Annotated in this window: 23 protein-coding genes and 1 pseudogene; all 24 read right to left on the bottom strand. The window is 39.1% G+C overall.

Annotation, left to right across the window (positions count from 1 at the left end; genetic code table 11):
• Positions 1–185 precede the first annotated feature (185 nt).
• The 24 genes and pseudogenes from fabZ to nuoA all read right to left on the bottom strand — a co-directional run bounded on the left by fabZ (position 186) and on the right by nuoA (position 21,719).
• Positions 186–620 carry a 3-hydroxyacyl-ACP dehydratase FabZ gene (fabZ, locus tag ACSG5Z_RS21385; RefSeq protein WP_000931959.1) on the bottom strand — a complete coding sequence of 145 codons (435 nt, stop codon included), beginning with the start codon at positions 618–620 and terminating at the stop codon, positions 186–188.
• 505 nt (positions 621–1,125) lie between these two features.
• Complete coding sequence (locus tag ACSG5Z_RS21380; protein WP_000457990.1) at positions 1,126–2,127, bottom strand: rod shape-determining protein; 1,002 nt, start codon at positions 2,125–2,127, stop codon at positions 1,126–1,128.
• A gap of 161 nt (positions 2,128–2,288) precedes the next feature.
• A complete protein-coding gene (spoIIID, locus tag ACSG5Z_RS21375; protein ID WP_000544012.1) occupies positions 2,289–2,561 on the bottom strand; it encodes a sporulation transcriptional regulator SpoIIID in 273 nt (90 codons plus the stop codon).
• Between the two features lie 307 nt (positions 2,562–2,868).
• Positions 2,869–3,003: an ABC transporter ATP-binding protein gene (locus ACSG5Z_RS21370; RefSeq protein WP_087985966.1), complete on the bottom strand. Its 135-nt coding sequence runs from the start codon at positions 3,001–3,003 to the stop codon at positions 2,869–2,871.
• Between the two features lie 287 nt (positions 3,004–3,290).
• Positions 3,291–4,196 (bottom strand): stage II sporulation protein SpoIIQ, encoded by a 906-nt coding sequence (gene spoIIQ / locus ACSG5Z_RS21365; protein WP_088064856.1) that lies wholly within the window; start codon positions 4,194–4,196, stop codon positions 3,291–3,293.
• Positions 4,197–4,358: 162 nt separating this feature from the next.
• Positions 4,359–5,063: an ABC transporter permease gene (locus tag ACSG5Z_RS21360; protein WP_435712068.1), complete on the bottom strand. Its 705-nt coding sequence runs from the start codon at positions 5,061–5,063 to the stop codon at positions 4,359–4,361.
• On the bottom strand, positions 5,063–5,905 hold the full coding sequence (locus ACSG5Z_RS21355) for an ABC transporter ATP-binding protein (RefSeq protein WP_000170848.1): 843 nt from the start codon (positions 5,903–5,905) through the stop codon (positions 5,063–5,065). The genes ACSG5Z_RS21360 and ACSG5Z_RS21355 overlap by 1 nt, the downstream gene beginning before the upstream one ends.
• Positions 5,906–6,085: 180 nt before the next feature.
• On the bottom strand, positions 6,086–7,093 hold the full coding sequence (locus ACSG5Z_RS21350; RefSeq protein ID WP_435712067.1) for a LytTR family transcriptional regulator DNA-binding domain-containing protein: 1,008 nt from the start codon (positions 7,091–7,093) through the stop codon (positions 6,086–6,088).
• A 116-nt stretch (positions 7,094–7,209) separates the two neighbouring features.
• Positions 7,210–7,624: pseudogene (locus ACSG5Z_RS21345) on the bottom strand (AMP-binding enzyme); the annotation flags it as partial.
• A 103-nt stretch (positions 7,625–7,727) separates the two neighbouring features.
• A complete protein-coding gene (gene spoIID / locus ACSG5Z_RS21340; RefSeq protein ID WP_172553495.1) occupies positions 7,728–8,747 on the bottom strand; it encodes a stage II sporulation protein D in 1,020 nt (339 codons plus the stop codon).
• A gap of 208 nt (positions 8,748–8,955) precedes the next feature.
• Complete coding sequence (gene murA / locus ACSG5Z_RS21335) at positions 8,956–10,260, bottom strand: UDP-N-acetylglucosamine 1-carboxyvinyltransferase (protein WP_000411269.1); 1,305 nt, start codon at positions 10,258–10,260, stop codon at positions 8,956–8,958.
• 39 nt (positions 10,261–10,299) lie between these two features.
• Positions 10,300–11,004, bottom strand: a complete 705-nt coding sequence (locus tag ACSG5Z_RS21330) for a YwmB family TATA-box binding protein (RefSeq protein WP_370513119.1) — start codon at positions 11,002–11,004, stop codon at positions 10,300–10,302.
• A 51-nt stretch (positions 11,005–11,055) separates the two neighbouring features.
• Positions 11,056–11,292: a DUF1146 family protein gene (locus tag ACSG5Z_RS21325; protein ID WP_000940744.1), complete on the bottom strand. Its 237-nt coding sequence runs from the start codon at positions 11,290–11,292 to the stop codon at positions 11,056–11,058.
• A 212-nt stretch (positions 11,293–11,504) separates the two neighbouring features.
• Positions 11,505–13,019, bottom strand: coding sequence for an NADH-quinone oxidoreductase subunit NuoN (gene nuoN, locus ACSG5Z_RS21320; RefSeq protein WP_435712206.1), 1,515 nt, complete (start codon positions 13,017–13,019; stop codon positions 11,505–11,507).
• Between the two features lie 7 nt (positions 13,020–13,026).
• A complete protein-coding gene (locus ACSG5Z_RS21315) occupies positions 13,027–14,529 on the bottom strand; it encodes an NADH-quinone oxidoreductase subunit M (protein WP_435712066.1) in 1,503 nt (500 codons plus the stop codon).
• Positions 14,526–16,388 (bottom strand): NADH-quinone oxidoreductase subunit L, encoded by a 1,863-nt coding sequence (gene nuoL, locus ACSG5Z_RS21310; RefSeq protein ID WP_435712065.1) that lies wholly within the window; start codon positions 16,386–16,388, stop codon positions 14,526–14,528. The genes ACSG5Z_RS21315 and nuoL overlap by 4 nt, the downstream gene beginning before the upstream one ends.
• 29 nt (positions 16,389–16,417) lie before the next feature.
• Positions 16,418–16,732 carry an NADH-quinone oxidoreductase subunit NuoK gene (gene nuoK / locus ACSG5Z_RS21305; RefSeq protein WP_000100078.1) on the bottom strand — a complete coding sequence of 105 codons (315 nt, stop codon included), beginning with the start codon at positions 16,730–16,732 and terminating at the stop codon, positions 16,418–16,420.
• The gene (locus tag ACSG5Z_RS21300) at positions 16,725–17,249 is read right to left on the bottom strand and encodes an NADH-quinone oxidoreductase subunit J (protein ID WP_001012824.1); all 525 of its coding nucleotides are present in this window, start codon (positions 17,247–17,249) and stop codon (positions 16,725–16,727) included. Before ACSG5Z_RS21300 ends, nuoK begins: the two co-directional genes overlap by 8 nt.
• Positions 17,246–17,665 carry an NADH-quinone oxidoreductase subunit NuoI gene (nuoI, locus tag ACSG5Z_RS21295; RefSeq protein WP_000677191.1) on the bottom strand — a complete coding sequence of 140 codons (420 nt, stop codon included), beginning with the start codon at positions 17,663–17,665 and terminating at the stop codon, positions 17,246–17,248. Before nuoI ends, ACSG5Z_RS21300 begins: the two co-directional genes overlap by 4 nt.
• A gap of 25 nt (positions 17,666–17,690) precedes the next feature.
• A complete protein-coding gene (nuoH, locus tag ACSG5Z_RS21290) occupies positions 17,691–18,692 on the bottom strand; it encodes an NADH-quinone oxidoreductase subunit NuoH (RefSeq protein WP_000573437.1) in 1,002 nt (333 codons plus the stop codon).
• Positions 18,692–19,792: an NADH-quinone oxidoreductase subunit NuoD gene (gene nuoD / locus ACSG5Z_RS21285; RefSeq protein ID WP_000621434.1), complete on the bottom strand. Its 1,101-nt coding sequence runs from the start codon at positions 19,790–19,792 to the stop codon at positions 18,692–18,694. The genes nuoH and nuoD overlap by 1 nt, the downstream gene beginning before the upstream one ends.
• A 3-nt stretch (positions 19,793–19,795) precedes the next feature.
• The gene (locus tag ACSG5Z_RS21280) at positions 19,796–20,845 is read right to left on the bottom strand and encodes an NADH-quinone oxidoreductase subunit C (RefSeq protein ID WP_435712064.1); all 1,050 of its coding nucleotides are present in this window, start codon (positions 20,843–20,845) and stop codon (positions 19,796–19,798) included.
• The gene (gene nuoB / locus ACSG5Z_RS21275; RefSeq protein WP_000236331.1) at positions 20,842–21,360 is read right to left on the bottom strand and encodes an NADH-quinone oxidoreductase subunit NuoB; all 519 of its coding nucleotides are present in this window, start codon (positions 21,358–21,360) and stop codon (positions 20,842–20,844) included. Before nuoB ends, ACSG5Z_RS21280 begins: the two co-directional genes overlap by 4 nt.
• Positions 21,351–21,719, bottom strand: coding sequence for an NADH-quinone oxidoreductase subunit NuoA (gene nuoA, locus ACSG5Z_RS21270; RefSeq protein ID WP_426707071.1), 369 nt, complete (start codon positions 21,717–21,719; stop codon positions 21,351–21,353). The genes nuoB and nuoA overlap by 10 nt, the downstream gene beginning before the upstream one ends.
• Between the last annotated feature and the right edge of the window lie 33 nt (positions 21,720–21,752).

Raw genomic sequence — 21,752 nt, 5'->3', positions numbered from 1 at the left:
ACTTTCCTTCTTTTCTATTCTTATCATTTATCCTATTTTTCAAATAAACAATAAAGTAATTATATGGTAATTATTTTCTATACACAAGTAATCTTCTGACTAGTTTGCATTTTAACAATTACACCAATATATATTGGAAATAAAAAATCTCCTTGTATTTTCACAAGAAGATTTTTTTATTTCTGTTATTCTTTTTTATCACCAATCGCAAATGTAATTTCAGCTTCACATGCAACTTCACCATCTACTGTTGCGATTGCTTTTCCTTTACCGATCGGACCACGTACACGTGTCATTTCTACTTCTAGACGAAGTTGATCACCTGGACGTACTTGTTTTTTAAAGCGGCAATTGTCGATACCCGCGAAGAAAGCAAGTCTTCCGCGGTTTTCTTCTTTCTTTAATACCGCAACTGCTCCAACTTGTGCTAATGCTTCTACAATAAGTACACCGGGCATAACTGCATAGTCAGGAAAGTGCCCGTTAAAGAATTCTTCGTTTGCGGATACATTTTTAATTCCAACCGCTCTTTTTCCTTCATCTACTTCTAATATTTTATCAACAAGTAAAAATGGATAGCGGTGAGGAATGATTTCTTTAATTTGTTCTATATTTAGCATATAACAATCGCCCCTTTTGTAATATTGGTCTTACCACTTGGACATATTGTTTATTATCCCATTTTGTTTATTGTTTGTCATTATAAAGTGAAACTTTAATATCTTTTCAGCTTTATATATAAAAAAATGCACACACTCTATTCTCTTAAAATAGTTGCATATTCCAGCAACTGACACGGAGGTAGAAAAGAGTGTATGCCCAAATTAGGGAAAGGCAATATGTATTTGAACATGATTTGCCTTAATGTCGTATTCGACTCATTATATTATAAACGTTTTCAAATAAGGAAATATTAAATTTAACCATATATATGAATATTTTACCTATTTCCTTCGTTTTTCTTTATTTTTCTTCTATTTTCTCAATAAATCAAAATAAAATAAAAAAATGAAAGAATAAAAAAACAAAAAAGAACTTCGGTTAACACCTTAGTTCTTCTCATTTTTCCTACTATTTGCGAGCTAATAATAAGTGGGGGATACCCCCACTTATTAAAGTTTCACTTTATCGTAAAGCACGCTTTGGTAATTTATCGATATTCTCTAACATAATACCTGTACCAACAGCAACACATTGCATTGGGTTTTCAGCAATTAATACTGGTACTTTTAGTTCTTCTGCTAGAAGCATGTCGATACCGTGTAGTAAAGCTCCACCGCCCGTTAGAATAACACCGCGGTCGATGATGTCCGCAGATAGTTCTGGTGGCGTGCGCTCTAATACGCCTTTTGCAGCTTGTACAATGATAGCCGCGTCTTCTTTTAGTGCTTCTGTAATTTCTTCAGAGCATACTGTAATTGTACGTGGTAAGCCCGTTACCATGTCACGTCCGCGAATTTCAAGCTCTTCGCTACGTGCACCTGGGAATACTGTACCAACTTTAATTTTAATATTTTCTGAAGTACGTTCTCCAATTAATAGCTTATACTTACGTTTAACGTAGTTTAAGATCTCCATATCAAACTTATCGCCAGCCATTTTGATAGAGGAAGAGGTAACAATATCACCCATAGATAGTACAGCAATATCTGTTGTACCTCCACCAATATCAACAACCATGTTACCGCTTGGTTGGAAGATTTCCATACCAGCACCAACTGCGGCTACTTTTGGTTCTTCTTCTAAAAATACTGTTTTACCACCTGAACGTTCAGCAGCCTCACGAATTGCTTTTTGTTCTACTGATGTGATATTTGTTGGACAACAAATTAAAATGCGAGGTTTTGAAAAGAAGCTCTTCACGTCCAATTTGTTAATGAAATACTTTAACATTGCTTCTGTAATTTCGAAATCTGCGATTACACCATCTTTAAGCGGACGAATTGCTACAATATTACCAGGTGTACGTCCCACCATACTTCTTGCTTCTTCACCTACTGCTAATACTTTACCTGTGTTACGATCAATTGCCACAACAGATGGCTCATTTAATACAATACCTTTGCCTTTAACATGAATTAATACATTAGCCGTACCTAGGTCAATTCCGATATCTCGCGCAAACATTCCCGTCATTTCCTCCTCGATATTCAAAATCAGGTTACACCCGAATTCTTTTACACCTAATTTCTGATTTTATCATAAATTTAACAGAAACGTAATATTCGCAAAAAGAATTCTTCTGAAAAATATTACCGAATTGAAACGGAATGTTTGCGATCGCATATTTATTGACGGACCGGCTTTTCTACATCTTCTTTTCTATACTTTTGTTTTGTTGCTTCTCCGCCTCTTAAATGACGAATAGACTTATGATAATCAAGAATTTCTTTCACTTCATTTGCGAGCTCTGGATTAATTTCTGGTAGACGTTCCGTTAAATCTTTATGGACTGTACTCTTTGATACCCCAAATTCCTTTGCAATGACACGCACTGTCTTTCTTGTCTCCACGATATACTTACCAATCTTGATAGTTCTCTCTTTGATGTAATCGTGCACACCACTCGCCTCCCTAAATTGGATGTGAGAAGTGTGAAATGAGCCTCGCTGCATACGACTAAGAAGTAAGTGTGAGTGCTGTTTGTAAGCGTTAAACATTCTTGGATTTATAATGAAATGATTCACGATTTCTCACCTCAAACACTCTCTTTGCTTTGGTTTATACCATTGTATTGCCCGCACTACTGATATATGCTACATGTTCACTATTTTTGCGGACTAAGTTAAGAAAAATTACGTTTTTTTGTGAGAAATACGTTAACAGTGACTATTTTGGCGAAAAAAATGACACCTTGTATATAAGGTGTCATTCTTCTCGTTCCAACTCTTCTTCTAACAATTGATGGTGGGGAACCTCTTTCTTACCGGCAATATAATAATATAAAGTGAATAAAACAAACAATAAAATAATAGCAGTCGACAGAACAAATAAAATTGACACAGTATCCCCTCCTGTTTGTAATATATATTCGAGAATCTCGTCATATTTCCTTGTTATTGCAACTTTTTTCTCGAAATTGAGTATTTTTATATAAAGTGAAACTTTAATCAGTGGGCGCCATTTCCCACTGATTCTTAGCCTTCACCAATCGGGCTTTTACGGGCAGTTGACCCCAGGCCTAACTTCTTAGCTTTCACTGAATTTTGAAGTAGGGGTCTTACTGCCCATTAATGCGGGGTAAAAGTAAAAAAATCAGCTCTCTAGTGAGAACTGATTTTTTCACTTTCTTATTCTTGTGAAGAAGAACTGTTAGATGATTCTGTAGAACCATTTGTTGATTTTTCTTCTTTCTTCGGCTCTTCTTTTTTGTCACTAGTCGAACCGCTTGTTGATTTTTCTTCTTTTTGAGACTTATCTTCTGTTTTACTTTCTGGTTTCGTGCTTGTTGACTTCTCTTCTTTTTGAGATTTTTCATCAGCCTTTTTACCAGAAGCATTCGTTGCTTTTGCAGCACCCGCATCAGCTTTAATTTCTGCTACTGACTTATTTAAGTAGCGCTCAGGGTTCACAGCCACGTTGTCTTTACGTACTTCAAAGTGAACGTGAGAACCTGCTTCTTTATTCATTGCACTTAGACCGGATTTTCCTAATACTTCACCTTGTGCAACTCGTGCACCTTTTTCTACTTTCACACTGCCTAAGCTTTGATAAGAAACTGCTACACCATTTCCGCTATCAACTGTTACAACATAACCAAGAAGTGAATCTTTTTCAGCTTTCGTTACTGTACCACTTAAAGCAGCAGCTACATCGAATTCTTTTCCATTCTTCGCAGCAATGTCGATTCCTTTGTTCGGGGAATATGTGTTGTTATAAAAGACAAGTGCTTTTTCTTGTTCCGCCTCAGTTGCTGCATCTTCATAGAATTTCTTCTGTACGACTACTTCCGCATTAGCGGCAGCTGGCATTTTCACTACTTCTGAAGATTTCGTTACTGGTACTGCTGGATCTTCCGATTGTGTATACGGTGTTGCTTGATCTTGGTTCGGAGTCTTCTTCGGATTAGCCCCCTGGAACCATAGCGCAACCATTAAAATTACCGCTGCACAAGCAATGTACAGTGCTGGAAACACCCATCTTTTTTGAAATAAATGTACTACCTTTTGCGACTTTTTATTATTTCTTCCTCGCATTCCATCATCACCTCAGCAATCATTTTGAACAATATTCACGTATCCTATACAACCTATAACTAATTACTTTTCGACAAAATCTGTAAAAATATGTATAAGAATTGTAAAATTTCCGAGGAAATGATAGAAAAAATAAAAAACTGAGCACTTTCGGCTCAGTTTTTAGTCCAATTGTTTCTTTTTATATACGATTAAACATGCAATAAATGAAATAACGAGCCACACTCCAACATTTAGCATATGCCCACTAATACTACTAAACCCAGCACCCTCCACTAAGCTTTTAATCGCTTTTTCAAGATGAGATGTTGGAAGATAACTAATCATCGTCTTAATTACTTTATTTTCAACCATTGGCTCAAATTGTACAGCTAAATACATCGTCATTAATATTGGCATTCCAATTAGTGATGTTTGCGGGACAGACTCAGCTAATAATCCAATCACTGTTCCAATTAAAATGAATAGAATTGTTCCACATAAGAAAATAAATGCTAGCAATAAGAGATTGCCACTTAATTGATCTAAGATGAATAAGTTTACAATGGAAATACCTAACGTTAAACATGCTGTTAATATACTTTTCCCAAGAAGAACTTCAACAGAAGAAGCTGGTGATAGCATTAACACACGTAACGTATGTTTTTCTTTCTCTTCTGCAATTACCATTGATTGAACAAACCCTGCTACAAATAGAAAGGACATTAAAGTAATAATGCCAACTCCTGCCTGTCCTTCTCCAAATCGGCTAAATATAAGTGCAAATATAATTGGTAAAGATGCCATTAACAAAACTTGTGAATTTGTCTTAAAATCCTGTACTTCTTTTCTAAAAATAGCTGATACACGTCTCATTGAAAATGTCATTATAATCCCCTCCCAGTAACTTCAATAAAGATATCGCCTAACGTTGGCTCATAAGAATGAATGGATAATAGTTCTCCTTTTTTCATCCACTCTGAAATACGTTTTGCACCTAATTCATCTTTTTGTACCGTTTCTTTCTTCTTATCCTTTAACACGACTTGTATTTGATCTTTCGCGTATTGTAAGCGAAGGTTCTCCGGTGTATCAAGCGCTACAATTTCTCCGCCACACAGAAAGGCAATGCGGTTACAAAGCGTTTCTGCTTCATCCATGTTGTGCGTCGTTAAGAAAATCGTCGTTCCTTCTTTATTTAAGTCTTTTAAGATTTTATGAATGTTTTGTACGTTAACTGGATCGAGTGCAGATGTTGGTTCATCTAAGAAGAGAATATCTGGTTTATGAAGGATTGCTCTAGCTAGTGTAACGCGCTGCTTCATTCCTTTTGATAGTTTCTTTACTAATGTTTTCTTATCATCTAATAAGTTCACTTGCGCTAACACTTCATCAATCCGCTCTTTTTTGCAATCGTATAAGTCACAAAATAATAGTAAGTTATCATAAATGCTAAGTCTTTCGTATAAGCCGCTATTGTCTGTTAAAATACCAATTCGTTTATAGTCGATGCTGCTTGGTCCGGTAATATCTTTACCTAGTACCCTCACTGTTCCAACGCTATGCAGCAATTGAGAAGTTAAAATCTTTACTGTTGTTGTTTTTCCAGATCCACTCGGCCCGAGGAATCCAAAAATTTCTCCTTGCTTCACTTCAATATTTACATTTCGAAGTGCCGTTTTTTCGTTGAAACTTTTCATTACATCTTTCATTTCAATTGCCAATGTCATCTCGTCATCCCCTTTGTTTTTTCTTTTATAGATGAAAGTCGCTTTAGCGCTTTTCGTTTGTTTGTTTCGCTTTTCTTGACTCAATCATATGAAAAACAAAAGGGTTACGCAGTAAAATACCGGTAAAAGGAGTATTTTTACCGGTGAATGAATCGTATTTTAAGCTTATTGGAGCAATTTTTATAGCCCAATCACACCTTTTAATTCATCCATTCGTCCTTTTGAAAGCGGGATTGAACTTTTTCTTTCATCATCCAAAATTAAGCTGAAACTGTTACGAGTCCACGTAATGACTTCTCGTACTCTTTGTAAATTCACAAGGTACGAGCGATGACATCTAAAGAACCCGAACCCTGTTAATCTCGCTTCTAGTTCACTTAATGTTAATGCACATACGAAATCACCTTCGCGCACATGGATATGTGTCACTCCGTTTTGCGTTTCAATAAAATGAATTTCCATCGGATCAAGTAAAATGATTTTATCGTTCACTTTCGCTGGAATTCTTTCAAGTTTCATTTGCGGAATCATTTGAACAACCTTTTCTTCATCCACCTCTTCAATTTCTTCTTGTTCGATTTCTATTTTCTTCACACCATCATTGTTTAATATGTATACATCTTCTGTTAACGAAAGGGCGTCCGATAGAAAGGATGACGTTATAAAAATCGCCTTTCCTTTCTCCTTCATTGCCATAATCGCTTTTCGAATAATAATCGTACTCTCTGTATCTACATTTTGCTCTGGTTCTTCCAAAATAACTAAGTCTGGATTATGAATCATAACACGCCCGATATGAAGGCGACGTTTCTCTGAAAATGATAGTTTTTCTATTTTAACGTTTAATTTATCTAAGAGGCCGACATATTGCACTACTTCTTCCGTGCTCATTTTTGATTCATAAAGCCCTATTAAGAACTTGAAGTATTCCTTTACCTTCAAACGTACGTATGCTTCATCTTTCAAAAAACAAAAACCGATGCGGGAATAATTTTTCTTTCCAATCGATTCTCCCTCAAATAGCACGTTGCCAGTTGAAGCTTCTTCCTCACCAATAATGATGCGGTGCAATACTTTAGCTGTATGGTTATTACATTGCAAAACAACGCATTGTCCCTTCTCAACCTTCAGTTCAACTGCCGGTAACTGGTTCGTCTTCCCTAATTGTCTCAACTCCAATAACGCCATTCTGTCTCCCCCAAATACTTTTTATCCTATTATACCAAACAATTAATGGAAAATTTAGATATTTTATGAAGTATCATAAAAAGAAGGCTATCCAAATGAAAGGATAGCCTTCTTCTCTAGTTTTGCTCTACATACGTCTTGAGCTGATCACGCAGCGCTCTCTTTAAGAATTTCCCTACAGATGTTTTCGGAAATTCTGCTTTTAGTAAAGCATACAGATCTTCTCTTTCTACTGCTTGTCCCACTTTTAGTACAACGCAAGTAAACGGGACGTTTTTCATGCAGCACCGCCACAACAGATGCTTCTAACACTTTATCGTGCGACACTAAAGCATTTTCTAAATCTACGGAAGAAATCCATTCGCCTCCACTTTTAATCCAGTCTTTCGTACGATCAGCAATCTTAATACATCCTTCCGAATCAACCGTGACAATGTCTCCTGTATAGAGCCAACCGTCTTTCATTGATTCTTCTGTACGTTCATCCTTATAATAGCTTCCAGCGATCCATGGGCCCTTTAAACAGAGTTCTGTCACCACTGAACATTGACGATTTTTTTAATATATCTATTAACCTATCCACTAACAAAAGAAAACCGTCCCAATATAACTCTTGGAACGGCCTCTTTTCCCCCTACTTCTTCACCATCAACTTTCCTTCATAATCATTCATCGACTTTATTTCGACACCCTTATAATAATGAGCAACGATATCTGTATATTTCTTACCTTCCGCCGCCATGCCATTTGCTCCGTATTGGCTCATGCCAACGCCGTGACCGAATCCCTTCGTTGTAACGACGATTTTATCCCCTTCTTGTTTCCATGTGAAGTCAGAAGAGCGTAAATCTAATTTGTCACGCACATCTCTTCCAGTTAATGTTTTACCTTGAAACGCTACGTCTTTTACACGTTTTCCTTCTGTACGTCCTTTAATATCACCAACTTTTCCGTCTGCTAGTACTTTCACACCGAGACGCTTTTGAAAGTCAGCTACTGTAAAGGTTTGCTCGCTCGTAAATTTTGGAGAGGCTTGATCCCACGGACTATCTACGCTCTTTAAGTACGGATAATCATTTCCCCAATAATCAGCTGCATTTTCTGTCCGGCCATTACTCGTTGAGAAGAAGGATGCTGAGATTGGTTTTCCATCATACGTTAAAACTTGTCCTGCGGTTTTCGAAACGGCTTCTTCGATTTTCTTCAAATTATTTTCGTAGTTATTGCCCCATTGTTTCTTCAATTCTTCTTTACTTTTGTACACTTGATCTTTCACCGTATCGGTCACGTCCGCATTGTTTTTCTTACCTCCGCTTAGCATACGCTGTACCACAAATGTTCTCGCTGCTAATGCCTGCGCCTTTAGCGCCTCTATTTCAAAACTGGCATTCATCTCAGAAGCTACTACACCGGTCACATACTCCTCCATAGGTAATGTTTCTACCTTCTTTTGCCGATCACGATATACAGCAACTTGAACCGCTGTATCCACTTTCCCTGGAGCTGGTATACTTTCTATCGCTGGAGGAGTTTTAGAAGCTGCTTCTTCCCCTACTTTTGCTTTCGCAAACGGAATAACAAGAGCAGCAGGTACAATGATAACGAGCGCTATGAGAAGCGCTACTGTGATAAAAAGTGGCTTTGAAAATTTCATCTTATTTCCCCCAATATCCAAAAGCTTTCCTCCATTCATTCTTATGGAACAACTCTTTTTTTTAGAACATACTTAAGGGGAACTAGCTAAAATGAAAATTTTCTAAATATTTTTTGCTGGTACGTGCATAAGTATAGAATTTATTGACTATAACAGTAATAACCCAAAAAAATAGTCCCTACGTCAAAAGACGTAGAGACTATTTCAATTAAGCGTGAAGATCAGAAACTTCTTGTTCTTTCACTTCTTCTACTTTTTCGTTTACACGTTCAATAGTTGCACCTAATGCAGCTAATTTCTTATGGAAATCTACATAACCACGGTCAAGATGCTTTAACTCAGTTACACGAGTGTAACCTTCAGATACTAAACCAGCTAAGATTAATGCAGCAGCAGCACGTAAATCAGTTGCGCCTACTTCAGCACCTTGTAAGCTGTTTGGACCGTTCATAATAACAGAACGACCTTCGATTTTAATATCAGCATTCATACGACGGAATTCTTCAACGTGCATAAAGCGGTTTTCGAATACCGTTTCTGTAATCATACTTGTTCCATCAGCTTGTAGTAATAATGCCATCATTTGTGATTGCATGTCTGTTGGGAAACCTGGGTGAGGCATAGTTTTAATATCAACCGCTTTTAACTTATCTGGGCCGATAACACGTACACCTTCATTTTCCTCAATAACTTTAACACCCATTTCTTCCATTTTCGCTGTAATTGAGCGTAAATGTTCAGGTACAGCATTTTCAATTAAGATGTCTCCACCAGTAATTGCCGCTGCAACCATGAATGTTCCCGCTTCAATACGGTCAGGAATAATAGAGTGGTTTCCACCATATAATTTATCAACGCCTTCGATACGGATCGTTCCAGTTCCAGCTCCGCGTACTTTCGCTCCCATCGCATTTAAGAAGTTAGCTAAGTCAACGATTTCTGGTTCTTTCGCTGCGTTTTCAAGGATTGTTGTCCCTTTTGCTAATGTAGCTGCAGACATAATGTTTTCTGTCGCGCCCACGCTTGGGAAGTCTAAATAAATTTTAGCTCCTTTTAGTTCTCCCTCAACGTATGCCTCAACAAAACCATTACCAACCTGTACTTTTGCTCCCATTGCTTCGAAGCCTTTTAAATGTTGGTCAATTGGACGTGAACCAATTGCACATCCACCAGGAAGTGCAATACGAGCACGGCCGTTACGTGCAAGTAATGGTCCCATTACTTGAACAGATGCACGCATTTTACGTACATATTCAAATGGTGCTTCAATGTTTAGTTCTTTAGAAGCATCGATTGTTACTTGGTTATTTTCAAATACGACTTCAGCATTTAAATGACGTAATACCTCATTAATTGTGTATACATCAGACAAAACTGGTACTTCAGATAGTACATTCTTTCCATCACTCGCTAATAGGGCTGCAGCGATTATAGGTAATACAGCATTTTTTGCGCCCTCAACACGCACTGTGCCGTTTAACCGCTTTCCGCCACGGACGATGATCTTTTCCAAATTATTCCCCTCCGTGTCCTTTTTTCAGTATCTATTCACTCAATACTCAGAAGTTATGATCGGTGTGCCAACCACAATTGTATCTTTGTTGTCTGTAGAACGTATTGCTATTTGCACATTTATTTTCTCTCTATTTGTTGAAAGAGCGTCATCCCACTTTTTATTGTATGCGGAGACTGACACAAATGCTCTTTCTTCTATCTGTTCGATCGCTCTTGCTGAAAGATCTTTCAAAAACTGATTGGTTTTATTTTGCAAAACACCTTCAATCTTATCATTCAGTACACCTTGAACACAAGTGTAAATTATAGGTTTTTCACTAAAAATTTTATTTGTTTTCTGAATGTACTTCGGGTCCCATTTCGCCCCGCTTACTTCAAAAATAATGAAAGTGTTTTCTTTAGTATTTTCCTTACTCCATGTTACTACTACTCGTTCTTCATAAGAAGAAAACTTTTTATAGGATGTAGCTTTATATCCATCTGGAGATTGCTCTAATTCCCACTTTTGAATATTCGCCTTGTCCTTCACATCGTTTAACAACTTTTGAAACGTATGTATATTAGAAATTGTTTTTGTTTCTCGCGCTAACCATGACCACTTCTCTACTTTAGCATCATTTTTCTCTAAAGTTGCAATCATGCTCTCCATTTTCTGTTCATCGCTGATCGGTTTCATCTCTCTATATCCAACCAAAAATAAAACAACACTTATCATAACAATAAGAATGGCTTTAAGCTTCAATTTCATCCCCTCCTATCCCCATTGTTAACGGAGATATGAGGTTCTATACACTTACTTTACTAAATACGTTAAACTCTTTGAATAGCCTAAATAATCAAGGAAAAAGTTACTTACAGATGTCCCAATTGCAATTGTAATTAGGATGAGTAACACTCGCGTCTGCATCACTTTTCCAGACTTCATTAAACGCTCAATGTGAACACCTTGTAAAGCCCACCACGTAATGGTAATAAACAATAAATGCGAAACAATGGCAATCAGTGCTTGTTGCCCTAAAAGATGTGCCAAAAAATCGACCCCTTTTTACCCAGCTACTACTTACGAAATACTATAAAAACGATACCATGATAAGTAGGAGCCACACTTTTTCAAATACAAATAAACATCTTACATTTCACATCGTAATTTGCTCTCAAAAAACATATACCTACATGCATTTTCAATTGTAATTCACACAAAATAAAAAGCGCAGAGTAACAACTCCACACCTTTTATTTTCACTATTGTACCACGTTCCCTAAGAAGAAGAAATCCTTCATTAATGGAAAATATTCATAAAAGAAATTGTATCCAATCATCGGCATAATCCCTAGTATTACAATCGAGATTGCACAAAGGCTCATAACAACCTTTATATTCAATGGCAAACGAATTTTCTCTTCCACTTCTCCCGTCCGGAAAAACATTTGCTGTAGAATACGGAAATAATATACGAATGAGATGACTGTAGTCCCCATCATAATAGAAGCTAGTACGTAATGAGCTGGCTCTACATGCAGTGCACCTAAAAAGATGTTAATTTTCCCGATGAAACCAGCTGTTCCTGGTATCCCGGCCAACGATAAAATAAAAATCGTCATTACTATCGCTGTAAATGGCGACCTTTTATATAATCCAGTGAAAATGGTGATATTTTCTTTGTCGCTTTGTAAGATTAAGCCGTGGATAATCGCAAATGCGCCTATATTCATCAGCATATACGCAAGCATGTAAAACCACATGCTATCCATCGTAAATGGCGATAATGCGACAAGCGGAACGAGTAAATACCCCGCATGTGCGATTCCCGAATAGGCAAATAGGCGTTTTACGTTATATTGCTTTAACGCTACTACGTTTCCAATAATCATCGTAATACTCGCTAGTACTGCAATGTATATGCTCATACGTCCGTATAAAGATTGCATGTCTCCTTGCACCGATACACTTGCAAAAACCATGAGAAACAGACGAATAATGAGTAAGAATCCAGCAATTTTAGAAATCGTCCCGAGAAAAGCAGTAACAGGCGTAGCCGCTCCCTCATACACATCTGGTGCCCACATATGAAACGGCACTGTCGCAATTTTAAACGAGAGTCCAATGAGTAATAGTAGAAATGCGAGAGCTAACAATAACTGAATACCACCAGCAAGCTCCCCTGCGAATACTTTTTGCATGTCCACGATATTAGTTGATCCTGTAATACCGTATAAATAACTCATTCCAAAGAGCGTAATTGCCGTGCCAATACCTCCATTAATGACATATTTCATGGCCGCTTCGTTTGACGCACGGTTCCTTTTTCGTATTCCTACTAAAATATATGAAGAAAGTGAAAGCAATTCTAAACCGACGAAAAGTGTAATGAAGTCAACACTAGAAGCCATAAACATAGCCCCAAGAAGTGCCATTAAAAATAAGTAATAATATTCTCCCTTATCTTCAATTGGATTCTTCTTATCATCGCTCATGGCGGTGCATAAGATGAGGGCCGCTCCGCCTAATAACAACGTTTTAAACCCTTTTGAAAACCCATCTAACACAAACGATCCATTTAGAATATCTCCTGTCGGTTCATCGTATAGCGTGATTAACGACACGATTGCTAATATGACGGCTGCGATTGCACTAAGCGCTACATATCTATGATTCAACTTAAAAAACAAATCACATATGGAAAGAAGGATGGCAGCTCCGAGAATAATGAATTCTGGCACCATGAGATGCCATGATAAGCTAAGTAACGTATTCATATCCATCCTACTTCACCCCCAATGTTTTCAATGTATTTTGAAGCGGATCCCCTAGTATTTCTGGCATTACTCCAATTGCAATAATGCAGAAGATAAGTAGCAATATAGGCACATACTCCCAACCGTGTATATCAGCTTTCGCCTCCCACTCTTTCTTACCAAATGTTACTTGAAGTGTCGCTCTCAATACGTATACGGCGGTTAAAATGATGCCAAGTACACCGACTGCAGCAATGACTGGCTCCCCTTGGAATAAACCGAGAAAAGCAAGAAACTCGCTAACAAATCCAGACATTCCTGGCAATCCAAGCGATGCCATTCCTCCCGCTAAGAAGAAGCCGCTAAGTACCGGGACACTTTTTGCGAGTCCGCCAAGCGCTGTAATGTCCGAAGTTCCAAAGCGCTGTTCTATAACGCCAAGTAAGAAAAAGAGTAAGGCTGCAATTAAACCGTGAGACACAACTTGGAATAGTGCCCCTTGTGTACCTGGTGCATTTAACGCCGCAAGGCCCATTAATACGATGCCCATATGCGAAATACTAGAGTAAGCAAGCACCTTCCGAAAGTCCGTTTGAATGAGCGCTAAGAAGGCTCCGTACAATAAATTAATGACTCCTAAAATCGCAATAAGCGTTGCAAACTCGCGAAAGTATTCCGGGAATAGCCCCTTTCCGAAACGAATCATACCGTATGCCCCAATCTTCAGTAAAACGCCCGCATGAAGCATAACTACAGCCGGATGCGCTTCAACATGCACATTGACCATCCAGCGATGTAGCGGGAAAACGGGTAGTTTAATCGCAAAGGCAATCATTATGGCAAGAAACAAACCGAACTGTAAGCCGCTTGAGACAGCCATTCCTCCCCCAGCACCTACACTCGTTAATATTTCTTTAAGCTCTGTAATATTTGTTGTACCTGTTTTTGCAAATAAAACTGAGAAAACGATGAGTAAAATAGCGGAGCCAATACCGTTATATATTAAATAACTATAAGCAGCCTTTTCACTCGACAATTTCCCCCACTTTCCAATTAATAAAAACATTGGAGGCAACGTAATTTCAAAGAAGATAAAGAACAACATTAAATTTTGAGCAGCGAAGACGCCGAGCATCCCTATTTCTAACATGAGTAGCAGCATATAAAAGGCTTTCAAGTTTCTTTTAATAGTAAATGCCGCAATTGCTGCAAGCATCGCTAGAAGGGCTGTCAGCACCATCATAACGAGCGATAAACCATCAATGCCGAGCTCGTAATAAATGGAAAACCATCTTTTATCCACCGCTGCAAAATCCCCAAATTTAATCCATTTCACTTTTTCATCGAATAGCGACAAACTCTTTCCAGAAGCATATGTACAAGCGAGGACGATAGCAATTCCAAATGGAAGCGCCGTCCCAAATAAACCAAGCGCTCGCACAGTACGCGATTCTTTTTTTGGCGTTAATACAAGTAAGAGAATTCCTAAAAGCGGGGAAAAAATGAAGAACGTTAATAACAAATCATTCATCGTAAATCCCCTCCCGTATAGAGCAAAATAATGACGAGTACTGCAAGCGAAACAGCTGTTACAGTGCCGTACACTTGTACATTTCCGTTTTGGAGTCTAGAACCGAGTCCGCTTAGCCCTTTAATTAGACTCCCTATTAAAACGGCAATTCCTTCGACTACATACACCTCAAATAAGCGAAGCACATGGGCGATTCCCTTCGTAATAGGGAGCACCGTCATATTGTATAGTTCATCCACATAATATTTTTCTTTCAAAAGGTTATAAAGAGGTGTTCCATCGCCACCAGCCCAACCTCTAGAAATAGATTTCTTACCATATATGAAATATGCGAGAGCAATCCCAGCCAAGGAAACGAGCGTCGCAACAATCATAATCCAAACTGGTCCGTGTGCCTCTCGCACTTTAAATGCTACATCTTTCGTAAGCCAATCCCCGAGAAACGTCCCAAACCACGGTGTGTTTATATAACCTGCCACTACTGCAAGGACCCCGAGAACAATCATCGGATACGTCATAATGCGGGGCGATTCATGCACATCTTCCTTTGTCTTTGCTTCCCCAGTAAAAACAAGGAAGTAGAGCCGGAACATGTAGAATGCTGTTAAAAATGCTGCAATTACTGCTAATATGAATAAAACGTAATTGCCATTCATCCAAGTCACCGCTAAAATTTCATCTTTACTAAAGAAACCAGAAAGGAGTGGCACCCCACTAATTGCAAGTGTACCGATTAAAAATAGTGCACCCGTTACTTTCATCTTCTTCTGTAAACCGCCCATTTTATTAATGTCTTGCGTATGCACTGCATGAATGACACTTCCTGCCGCCAAAAATAGTAGCGCTTTAAAAAAAGCGTGTGTCGTTAAATGGAAAACACCAGCTACATAACCAGCAGACCCTAACGCAAGCATCATATACCCGAGCTGACTAACTGTAGAATAAGCAAGCACTCTCTTTATGTCCGTTTGTACAAGACCGATAGAAGCCGCAAAGATCGCAGTGAAAGCTCCAACGATTGCCACCGTCTGCATCGCCACTGCACTTGCTGAAAATAGTGGAAACATCGTCGCCACTAAATATACGCCAGCTGCGACCATCGTCGCTGCATGAATAAGTGCCGAAACAGGCGTCGGCCCCTCCATTGCATCTGGTAACCACGTATGAAGCGGGAACTGACCTGACTTCCCCATCGCCCCGATAAAAATTAATATCGCTGTTATTGTAATCATCGTAGGGGTAAGATCCCCCGTATGAATCGCCCTAAATATTGCTTCATATTCAAAACTACCTGCATGCCAGAAAATTAAGATCATCCCAATAAATAAACCAATATCTCCAATACGAGTCATAATAAAAGCCTTTTTCGCAGCAGCCTTCGCTTCTTCTTTAAAGAAATAAAAACCGATGAGTAAAAATGAACCAAGGCCGACTAACTCCCAAAATATATAAAGCTGTAATAAATTCGGTGATATAACGAGCCCGAGCATTGCAAATGTGAAGAGCCCTAAATAGGCATAAAAGGTTGGTAATCTTTCATCACCTTTCATATAACCTTTCGAATACACATGTACAAGTAAACTCACAAGTGTAACGATAAACAGCATTAAAGCCCCTAATGCAGTCACTTCAAAGCCAAATGATATATCAATATCTCCCGTTCTAAGCCATACCCACTTATGCTTCAATCCTACTTTCGAAAACCGTTCTACTAATACAAGTACCGCAAATATAAAGGAGAGAAAGACGAGGAAAATACTAAGTACACTGCTTCCTTCTCTAATTTTCTTCCCGAATATAAGTAATAAAAAAAACGAAACAAGCGGGAAAAGCGGTATGAGCCATGCATAATCGATCATTGTTTCCTTCCCCCTTTTCGGTCACAATGTTATCCTTTGAGCGTATCCATTTCATCTACATGAACCGTCGTACGATTACGATACAAAGCAATTAAAATGGCGAGTCCTACCGCCGCCTCCGCTGCTGCTACAGCCATCGTAAACAGAGAGAAAATTTGCCCTGTTAAATTTGGGAACAAACCTAATTTACTAAACGCGACTAAATTTAAATTGGCCGCGTTAAGCATTAATTCAATACAAACTAATACAATCACTGTATTTCGCTTCGTTAAAGCTCCAAACAAACCGATGCAAAACAAAATAATCGCAAGCGTTAAATATGCAGAAGCTGGAACGCTACTCATTGGAATCCTCCTCTTTCTCATCCTTCTTCGCAAGTATAATCGCGCCAACAAGTGCTACAAGTAAAATAACTGAGGTTAACTCAAATGGAATAATATATTTCGAATAGAGAAGTGTACCGATTTGAAGTGTGTTTTTTTCATGGAGAGGTAAACTTCCTTGTGTGCTTTCATTTGCAAAATCAATATTGTTAACAGCGAAATACATAACTGCCCCAAATGCTACAACCGCAAAGAAGATAATCCATTTTCGAAGAGTAAGACGCGATTCATTTTCTGCGTTATGTTGCGTTAACATAATGCCAAAAATCATAATAATTGTAATCGCACCGGAGTAAAGTAAAATTTGTGCAACTCCGATAAATTCGGCCGATAAAAGAAAGTACAAACCTGCGATACTAAGAAATGTCAGAACGAGAGCTAGCATCATATGCATGACTTTCGTTAAGTTCAACATAAGAACACCGCCGATAATTGCAGACAAGGATAGTATGAAGAATGCTACAAACTCGCCATTCATGCTTTATTCTCCTTCCTGACGTTTTCGTCGTTTTCGTCAAGCCACTGCAAATTTTTAAATAAATCATCACGTGAATATTCCGCGAGCTCAAAGTTATTTGTCATAACAATCGCCTCTGTCGGACAAACTTCTGTACATAAATCACACAGAATACAAATTTCAAAATTAATATCATACGTGTCGATAATTTTTCCTTTTTTCGTAGGATCCGGATGTTTTTTTCCTGTTAACTGAATACAGTCTGTCGGACAAATGTTGGAGCATTGGTTACAAACAATACACTTTTCCGGATAAAACTTTTGAATGCCTCGAAAGCGGTCTGGCAGCGGCAATGGTTGATTCGGATAATCGTAAGTCACCTTCTTCTTACTCAAATTGCTTAATGTATATTTTAATCCTTTAAATAGTCCTTTCATCTCTTACTGGCACCCCCTTCATAGATTAGAAGAATAACTCCTTAATCAATGCCGTTAAGAAAATATTCGCAAGTGCAATTGGCAATAATACTTTCCAGCCAAACTCCATTAACTGGTCACCTCTTATACGCGGAAACGTAACGCGGAACCAAATTAATAGAAAGACTACACTGCTAAATTTCAAAGCAAACCATACAGCTCCTGGGATAAACCCAAGGAACATAACTGGATTCCATCCGCCTAAAAAGAGCACTGTAATTAAAGATGCCATTCCGAAGAAATATACGTACTCTGAAAGCATGAAAAACGCCCAGCGAAACCCTGAGTATTCCGTATGATATCCAGAAACAAGTTCCGACTCTGCTTCTGGTAAATCAAACGGCGTCCTATTTAACTCTGCTACCGCTGCGATTAAGAAAACGACGAAACCGATTGGCTGCACGAAAATGTACCAAACATTCTCCTGCGCTGCTACAATTTCATTTAAATTCAGGCTACCAGCTAACAAAACGACGCCAATTACACTCATTACAAGCGGAATTTCATAAGAAATCATTTGCGCTGCCGCACGCATCCCTCCTAAAAGGGAATATTTATTATTTGATGCCCACCCTCCGGTTACGACACCAATCGTCGTAATGCCAGAAACAGCAATGTAATACAGTAAGCCTACGCCAATATCCGCGAACTGAAATTTATCAGTAAACGGGATGACTGCAAGCACCATAAATGCCGGTGCGAATGCAATGACAGGCGCTAATATAAACAACGGTTTATCTGCCGCTTTCGGAATACTATCTTCTTTCAGCAATAGTTTTAAAACATCAGCTACCGTTTGCAGTAAGCCGAATCGGCCCCCAACTTGGTTTGGGCCAATCCGCCCTTGCATAAAACCCATCACTTTCCGTTCTGCCAAAATACCATATGTAACGAAGCCAAGGACTGCAAATAATAGAAGCACCGCTAATCCGAAAAAAATGAAGAAATTCGTCCAGCTTGAAGGTGATTGTAAGAGCGTTTCAATCATTAGCCATCAACCTCCCCAAGTACAATATCAACTCCACCTAAAATCGTAATTAAATTGGCGATGTTTTCACCTTTCAATAACTTCGGTAAAATTTGCAAATTGTAAAAAGACGGCCTGCGAAACTTCAAGCGGTACGGCTCTTTCTTTCCATCACTAGCAATATAGCAACCAATCTCTCCTCTCGGCGATTCTATACGGACGAACGCTTCCCCTTTAGGCGCCTTAATGATTTTCGGCACTTTCGCTAGCACAGCTCCGTCTTTCGGGAATTGTTGGACAGCTTGCTCAACAATTTTTAATGACTCCTCAATCTCTTGCATGCGGCAAACGTAACGATCCCAAGCATCTCCCACACTCCCAACAGGAATATCGAAATCAAAACGATCATAAATGGAGTACGGTTCATCCTTGCGAAGATCCCAGTTTACTCCGGTACACCGCAAATTCGCTCCGCTTAAAGAATACGAAATCGCTTCTTCTGCGCTATATATACCAACGCCTTTTACGCGATTTAAGAAAATCTCATTACCGCTAACGAGATCATGATAACCTGCCAATTGCTCTCGCATATACGGAACAAACTCTTCCACTTTTTCAATCCAACCGTCCGGCGCATCCCACTTTACACCCCCGACTCTCATATAGTTAAAAGTAAGACGGGCACCGCATAATTCGTTTAATAAATTTATAATCATCTCTCGTTCACGAAACGCGTATAAAAACGGGCTGACCGCTCCTATATCCAGAAGATTTGTCCCCCACCAAACGAGGTGGCTCGCAATCCTTCCAAGCTCCATTGCAAGTACTCGTAAGTATTCGGCCCGCTCCGGGATTTCAAGCCCCATCATCGTCTCGACAGCATGGCAAATGACGTAGTTATTCGTCATGGCCGATAAATAGTCCATTCGATCTGTATAAGGGATAATTTGCGTATACTGTAAGCTCTCGGCAATCTTTTCGGTCCCGCGATGCAAATATCCAATAACTGGTGTAGCTTCTTTAATAATTTCCCCGTCAATCTTAATAACAAGCCTGAACACACCATGCGTACTCGGATGCTGAGGCCCTACATTCAAAAGCATTTCTTCCGTACGGATCATAAGCTACACCTCCACATCATACGGTTCATAATCTTTCCTAAGCGGATACCCTATCCAATCATCAGGCATTAAAATACGTGATAAATTCGGATGTCCCTTAAATACAATGCCGAGCAAATCATACGCTTCTCGCTCTGGCCAGTCCGCTCCTTTCCAAAGCGCTGCAACCGACTCTACTTCTGGTGCTTCCCTATCCAACTTCACCTTCACCGCTACTGACTGTTTCTTTCCATATGAAAATAAATGAACATATACTTCCATATGTGTCACAAAATCCGTCGCATGTAGCTCTGACATATAATCAAAAGCAAGTCCTTCATGGAATCGCAGTAATTCCATCACTTCATAATATTTTGCGGGATCCACAACAAGAGTCGGCACGTCTTTTGAAAGTTTATTAATGTAGGAATCTACTAATGTATCCTCTCCTTTTTCCCCCTTAATAAATTCAACATACTGATTTAAATACGGCTGATTCACGGATGGCTCTTCCTGCTTCGGCTCCTCTTCTGCTTTACCTTCAGCGCCCCTTGTCTTCGCCTTTGCTGCCGCCACGGCCTTCGCTTTCACTTTGGTCTTTTCCTCTTCCGTTACTTCTTCTGTTCCTTCTCTTTTTTGCTTTGCTAATGCTGCCGCTTTTGCTTTTGCCGCGGCGGATGCCTTCGCTTTCGCTTTGGCCTTTTCTTCTTCCGTTACTTCTTCTGTTCCTTCTCTTTTTTGCTTCGCTAATGCCGCCGCTTTTGCTTTTGCCGCGGCGGATGCCTTCGCCTTCGCTTTGGCCTTTTCTTCTTCCGTTACTTCTTCTGTTCCTTCTCTTTTTTGCTTCGCTAATGCTGCCGCTTTTGCTTTTGCCGCGGCGGATGCACGTCGTTTTACTTCTTCCACAGTCATACCGTCACTTTTTGGTAGCGCTTTCTCTTTTTCTCGATTTTCTTCCTCAAGTTTACTTATTTCCGCATCATGTTTCGCAACGAGACGCTTTCTCGCCTCTTCTTTCGCATGCCTAGCCGCTTCTCTTTTCAAATCCTCTAGGTCTTTATTTGGATCACTCATTTATTCGTCACCTGCTTTCCCGTCTTTGCCTCGTAACGAATTTTTTCTTTTAATTTATTAATTCCATAAATTAAAGCAGCAGGATTGGGTGGACAACCCGGAATATACACATCCACTGGTACAATTTGATCCACACCTTTCACAACAGCGTACGAATTTACATATGGGCCACCTGCTGTCGCACAAGATCCCATTGCAATAACCCATTTTGGTTCGGGCATTTGATCGTATAAACGCCGAACAATAGGAGCCATCTTCTTCGTTACTGTTCCCGACACAATCATAACGTCCGATTGCCTTGGCGATGTCCGAAAAAATGACCCAAATCGATCTAAATCGTAATGTGATGAACCTACTCCCATCATTTCAATTGCACAGCATGCCAGTCCGAATGTCATCGGCCATAAAGAATTGCTTCGTGCCCATCCTTTTAACTGCTCCAATGTAGAAAAAAAGATATTTCGTTCTAATTCCGCCCGCTCATTTGGATGTAATTCCTCAAAATTTATAACCATTGTAACACCTTCTTTTTCCAAGCATACGCTAATCCAACTAGCAACATTACAACAAAGATGAGCATTTCAATCAGTGCAAATAAACCGAGCTTGTCATATGCAACAGCCCATGGATATAAAAATAAAGTTTCTATATCAAAGATGACAAACAATAAAGCAAAAATATAATAACGAGCATGAAACCGAATATTTGCATCATGAAAAGGCTCAATCCCACTCTCATACGTCGTCGCTTTCGCTGCACTTGGTTTGTTTGGACGCAGCATCTTTCCTAATGTAAGAGCCACTACCGGCAGCAATATACCTAATAGCAAGAAAATCAAAACGATCATATAACTATTTTCATATACACTTGCCATTGTGAAACCCTCCCCCCTGAATTAAGAACAAGT

This window comes from Bacillus pretiosus (genome assembly GCF_051294775.1).
In the GTDB taxonomy this organism is placed as follows: Bacteria; Bacillota; Bacilli; order Bacillales; family Bacillaceae_G; genus Bacillus_A; species Bacillus_A wiedmannii.
Note: the sequence above shows the minus strand (reverse complement) of the source record. Positions and strands in the feature narration are given on the sequence as shown.

Excerpts from the sequence above, each read along its gene's own strand:
- nuoN (WP_435712206.1), bottom strand. The coding sequence starts at position 13,019 with ATGAATACGTTACTTAGCTTATCATGGCATCTCATGGTGCCAGAATTC.
- ACSG5Z_RS21355 (WP_000170848.1), bottom strand. The coding sequence starts at position 5,905 with ATGACATTGGCAATTGAAATGAAAGATGTAATGAAAAGTTTCAACGAA.
- spoIIQ (WP_088064856.1), bottom strand. The coding sequence starts at position 4,196 with ATGCGAGGAAGAAATAATAAAAAGTCGCAAAAGGTAGTACATTTATTT.
- nuoK (WP_000100078.1), bottom strand. The coding sequence starts at position 16,732 with ATGAGTAGCGTTCCAGCTTCTGCATATTTAACGCTTGCGATTATTTTG.
- ACSG5Z_RS21280 (WP_435712064.1), bottom strand. The coding sequence starts at position 20,845 with ATGAGTGATCCAAATAAAGACCTAGAGGATTTGAAAAGAGAAGCGGCT.
- nuoB (WP_000236331.1), bottom strand. The coding sequence starts at position 21,360 with ATGGTTATAAATTTTGAGGAATTACATCCAAATGAGCGGGCGGAATTA.
- ACSG5Z_RS21360 (WP_435712068.1), bottom strand. The coding sequence starts at position 5,063 with ATGACATTTTCAATGAGACGTGTATCAGCTATTTTTAGAAAAGAAGTA.
- ACSG5Z_RS21300 (WP_001012824.1), bottom strand. The coding sequence starts at position 17,249 with ATGAATGGCGAGTTTGTAGCATTCTTCATACTATCCTTGTCTGCAATT.
- nuoH (WP_000573437.1), bottom strand. The coding sequence starts at position 18,692 with ATGATTGAAACGCTCTTACAATCACCTTCAAGCTGGACGAATTTCTTC.
- fabZ (WP_000931959.1), bottom strand. The coding sequence starts at position 620 with ATGCTAAATATAGAACAAATTAAAGAAATCATTCCTCACCGCTATCCA.
- ACSG5Z_RS21315 (WP_435712066.1), bottom strand. The coding sequence starts at position 14,529 with ATGAATGATTTGTTATTAACGTTCTTCATTTTTTCCCCGCTTTTAGGA.
- ACSG5Z_RS21380 (WP_000457990.1), bottom strand. The coding sequence starts at position 2,127 with ATGTTTGCGCGAGATATCGGAATTGACCTAGGTACGGCTAATGTATTA.
- nuoD (WP_000621434.1), bottom strand. The coding sequence starts at position 19,792 with ATGATCCGTACGGAAGAAATGCTTTTGAATGTAGGGCCTCAGCATCCG.
- nuoA (WP_426707071.1), bottom strand. The coding sequence starts at position 21,719 with ATGGCAAGTGTATATGAAAATAGTTATATGATCGTTTTGATTTTCTTG.
- ACSG5Z_RS21350 (WP_435712067.1), bottom strand. The coding sequence starts at position 7,093 with ATGGCGTTATTGGAGTTGAGACAATTAGGGAAGACGAACCAGTTACCG.
- nuoL (WP_435712065.1), bottom strand. The coding sequence starts at position 16,388 with ATGATCGATTATGCATGGCTCATACCGCTTTTCCCGCTTGTTTCGTTT.
- nuoI (WP_000677191.1), bottom strand. The coding sequence starts at position 17,665 with ATGAAAGGACTATTTAAAGGATTAAAATATACATTAAGCAATTTGAGT.
- spoIID (WP_172553495.1), bottom strand. The coding sequence starts at position 8,747 with ATGAAATTTTCAAAGCCACTTTTTATCACAGTAGCGCTTCTCATAGCG.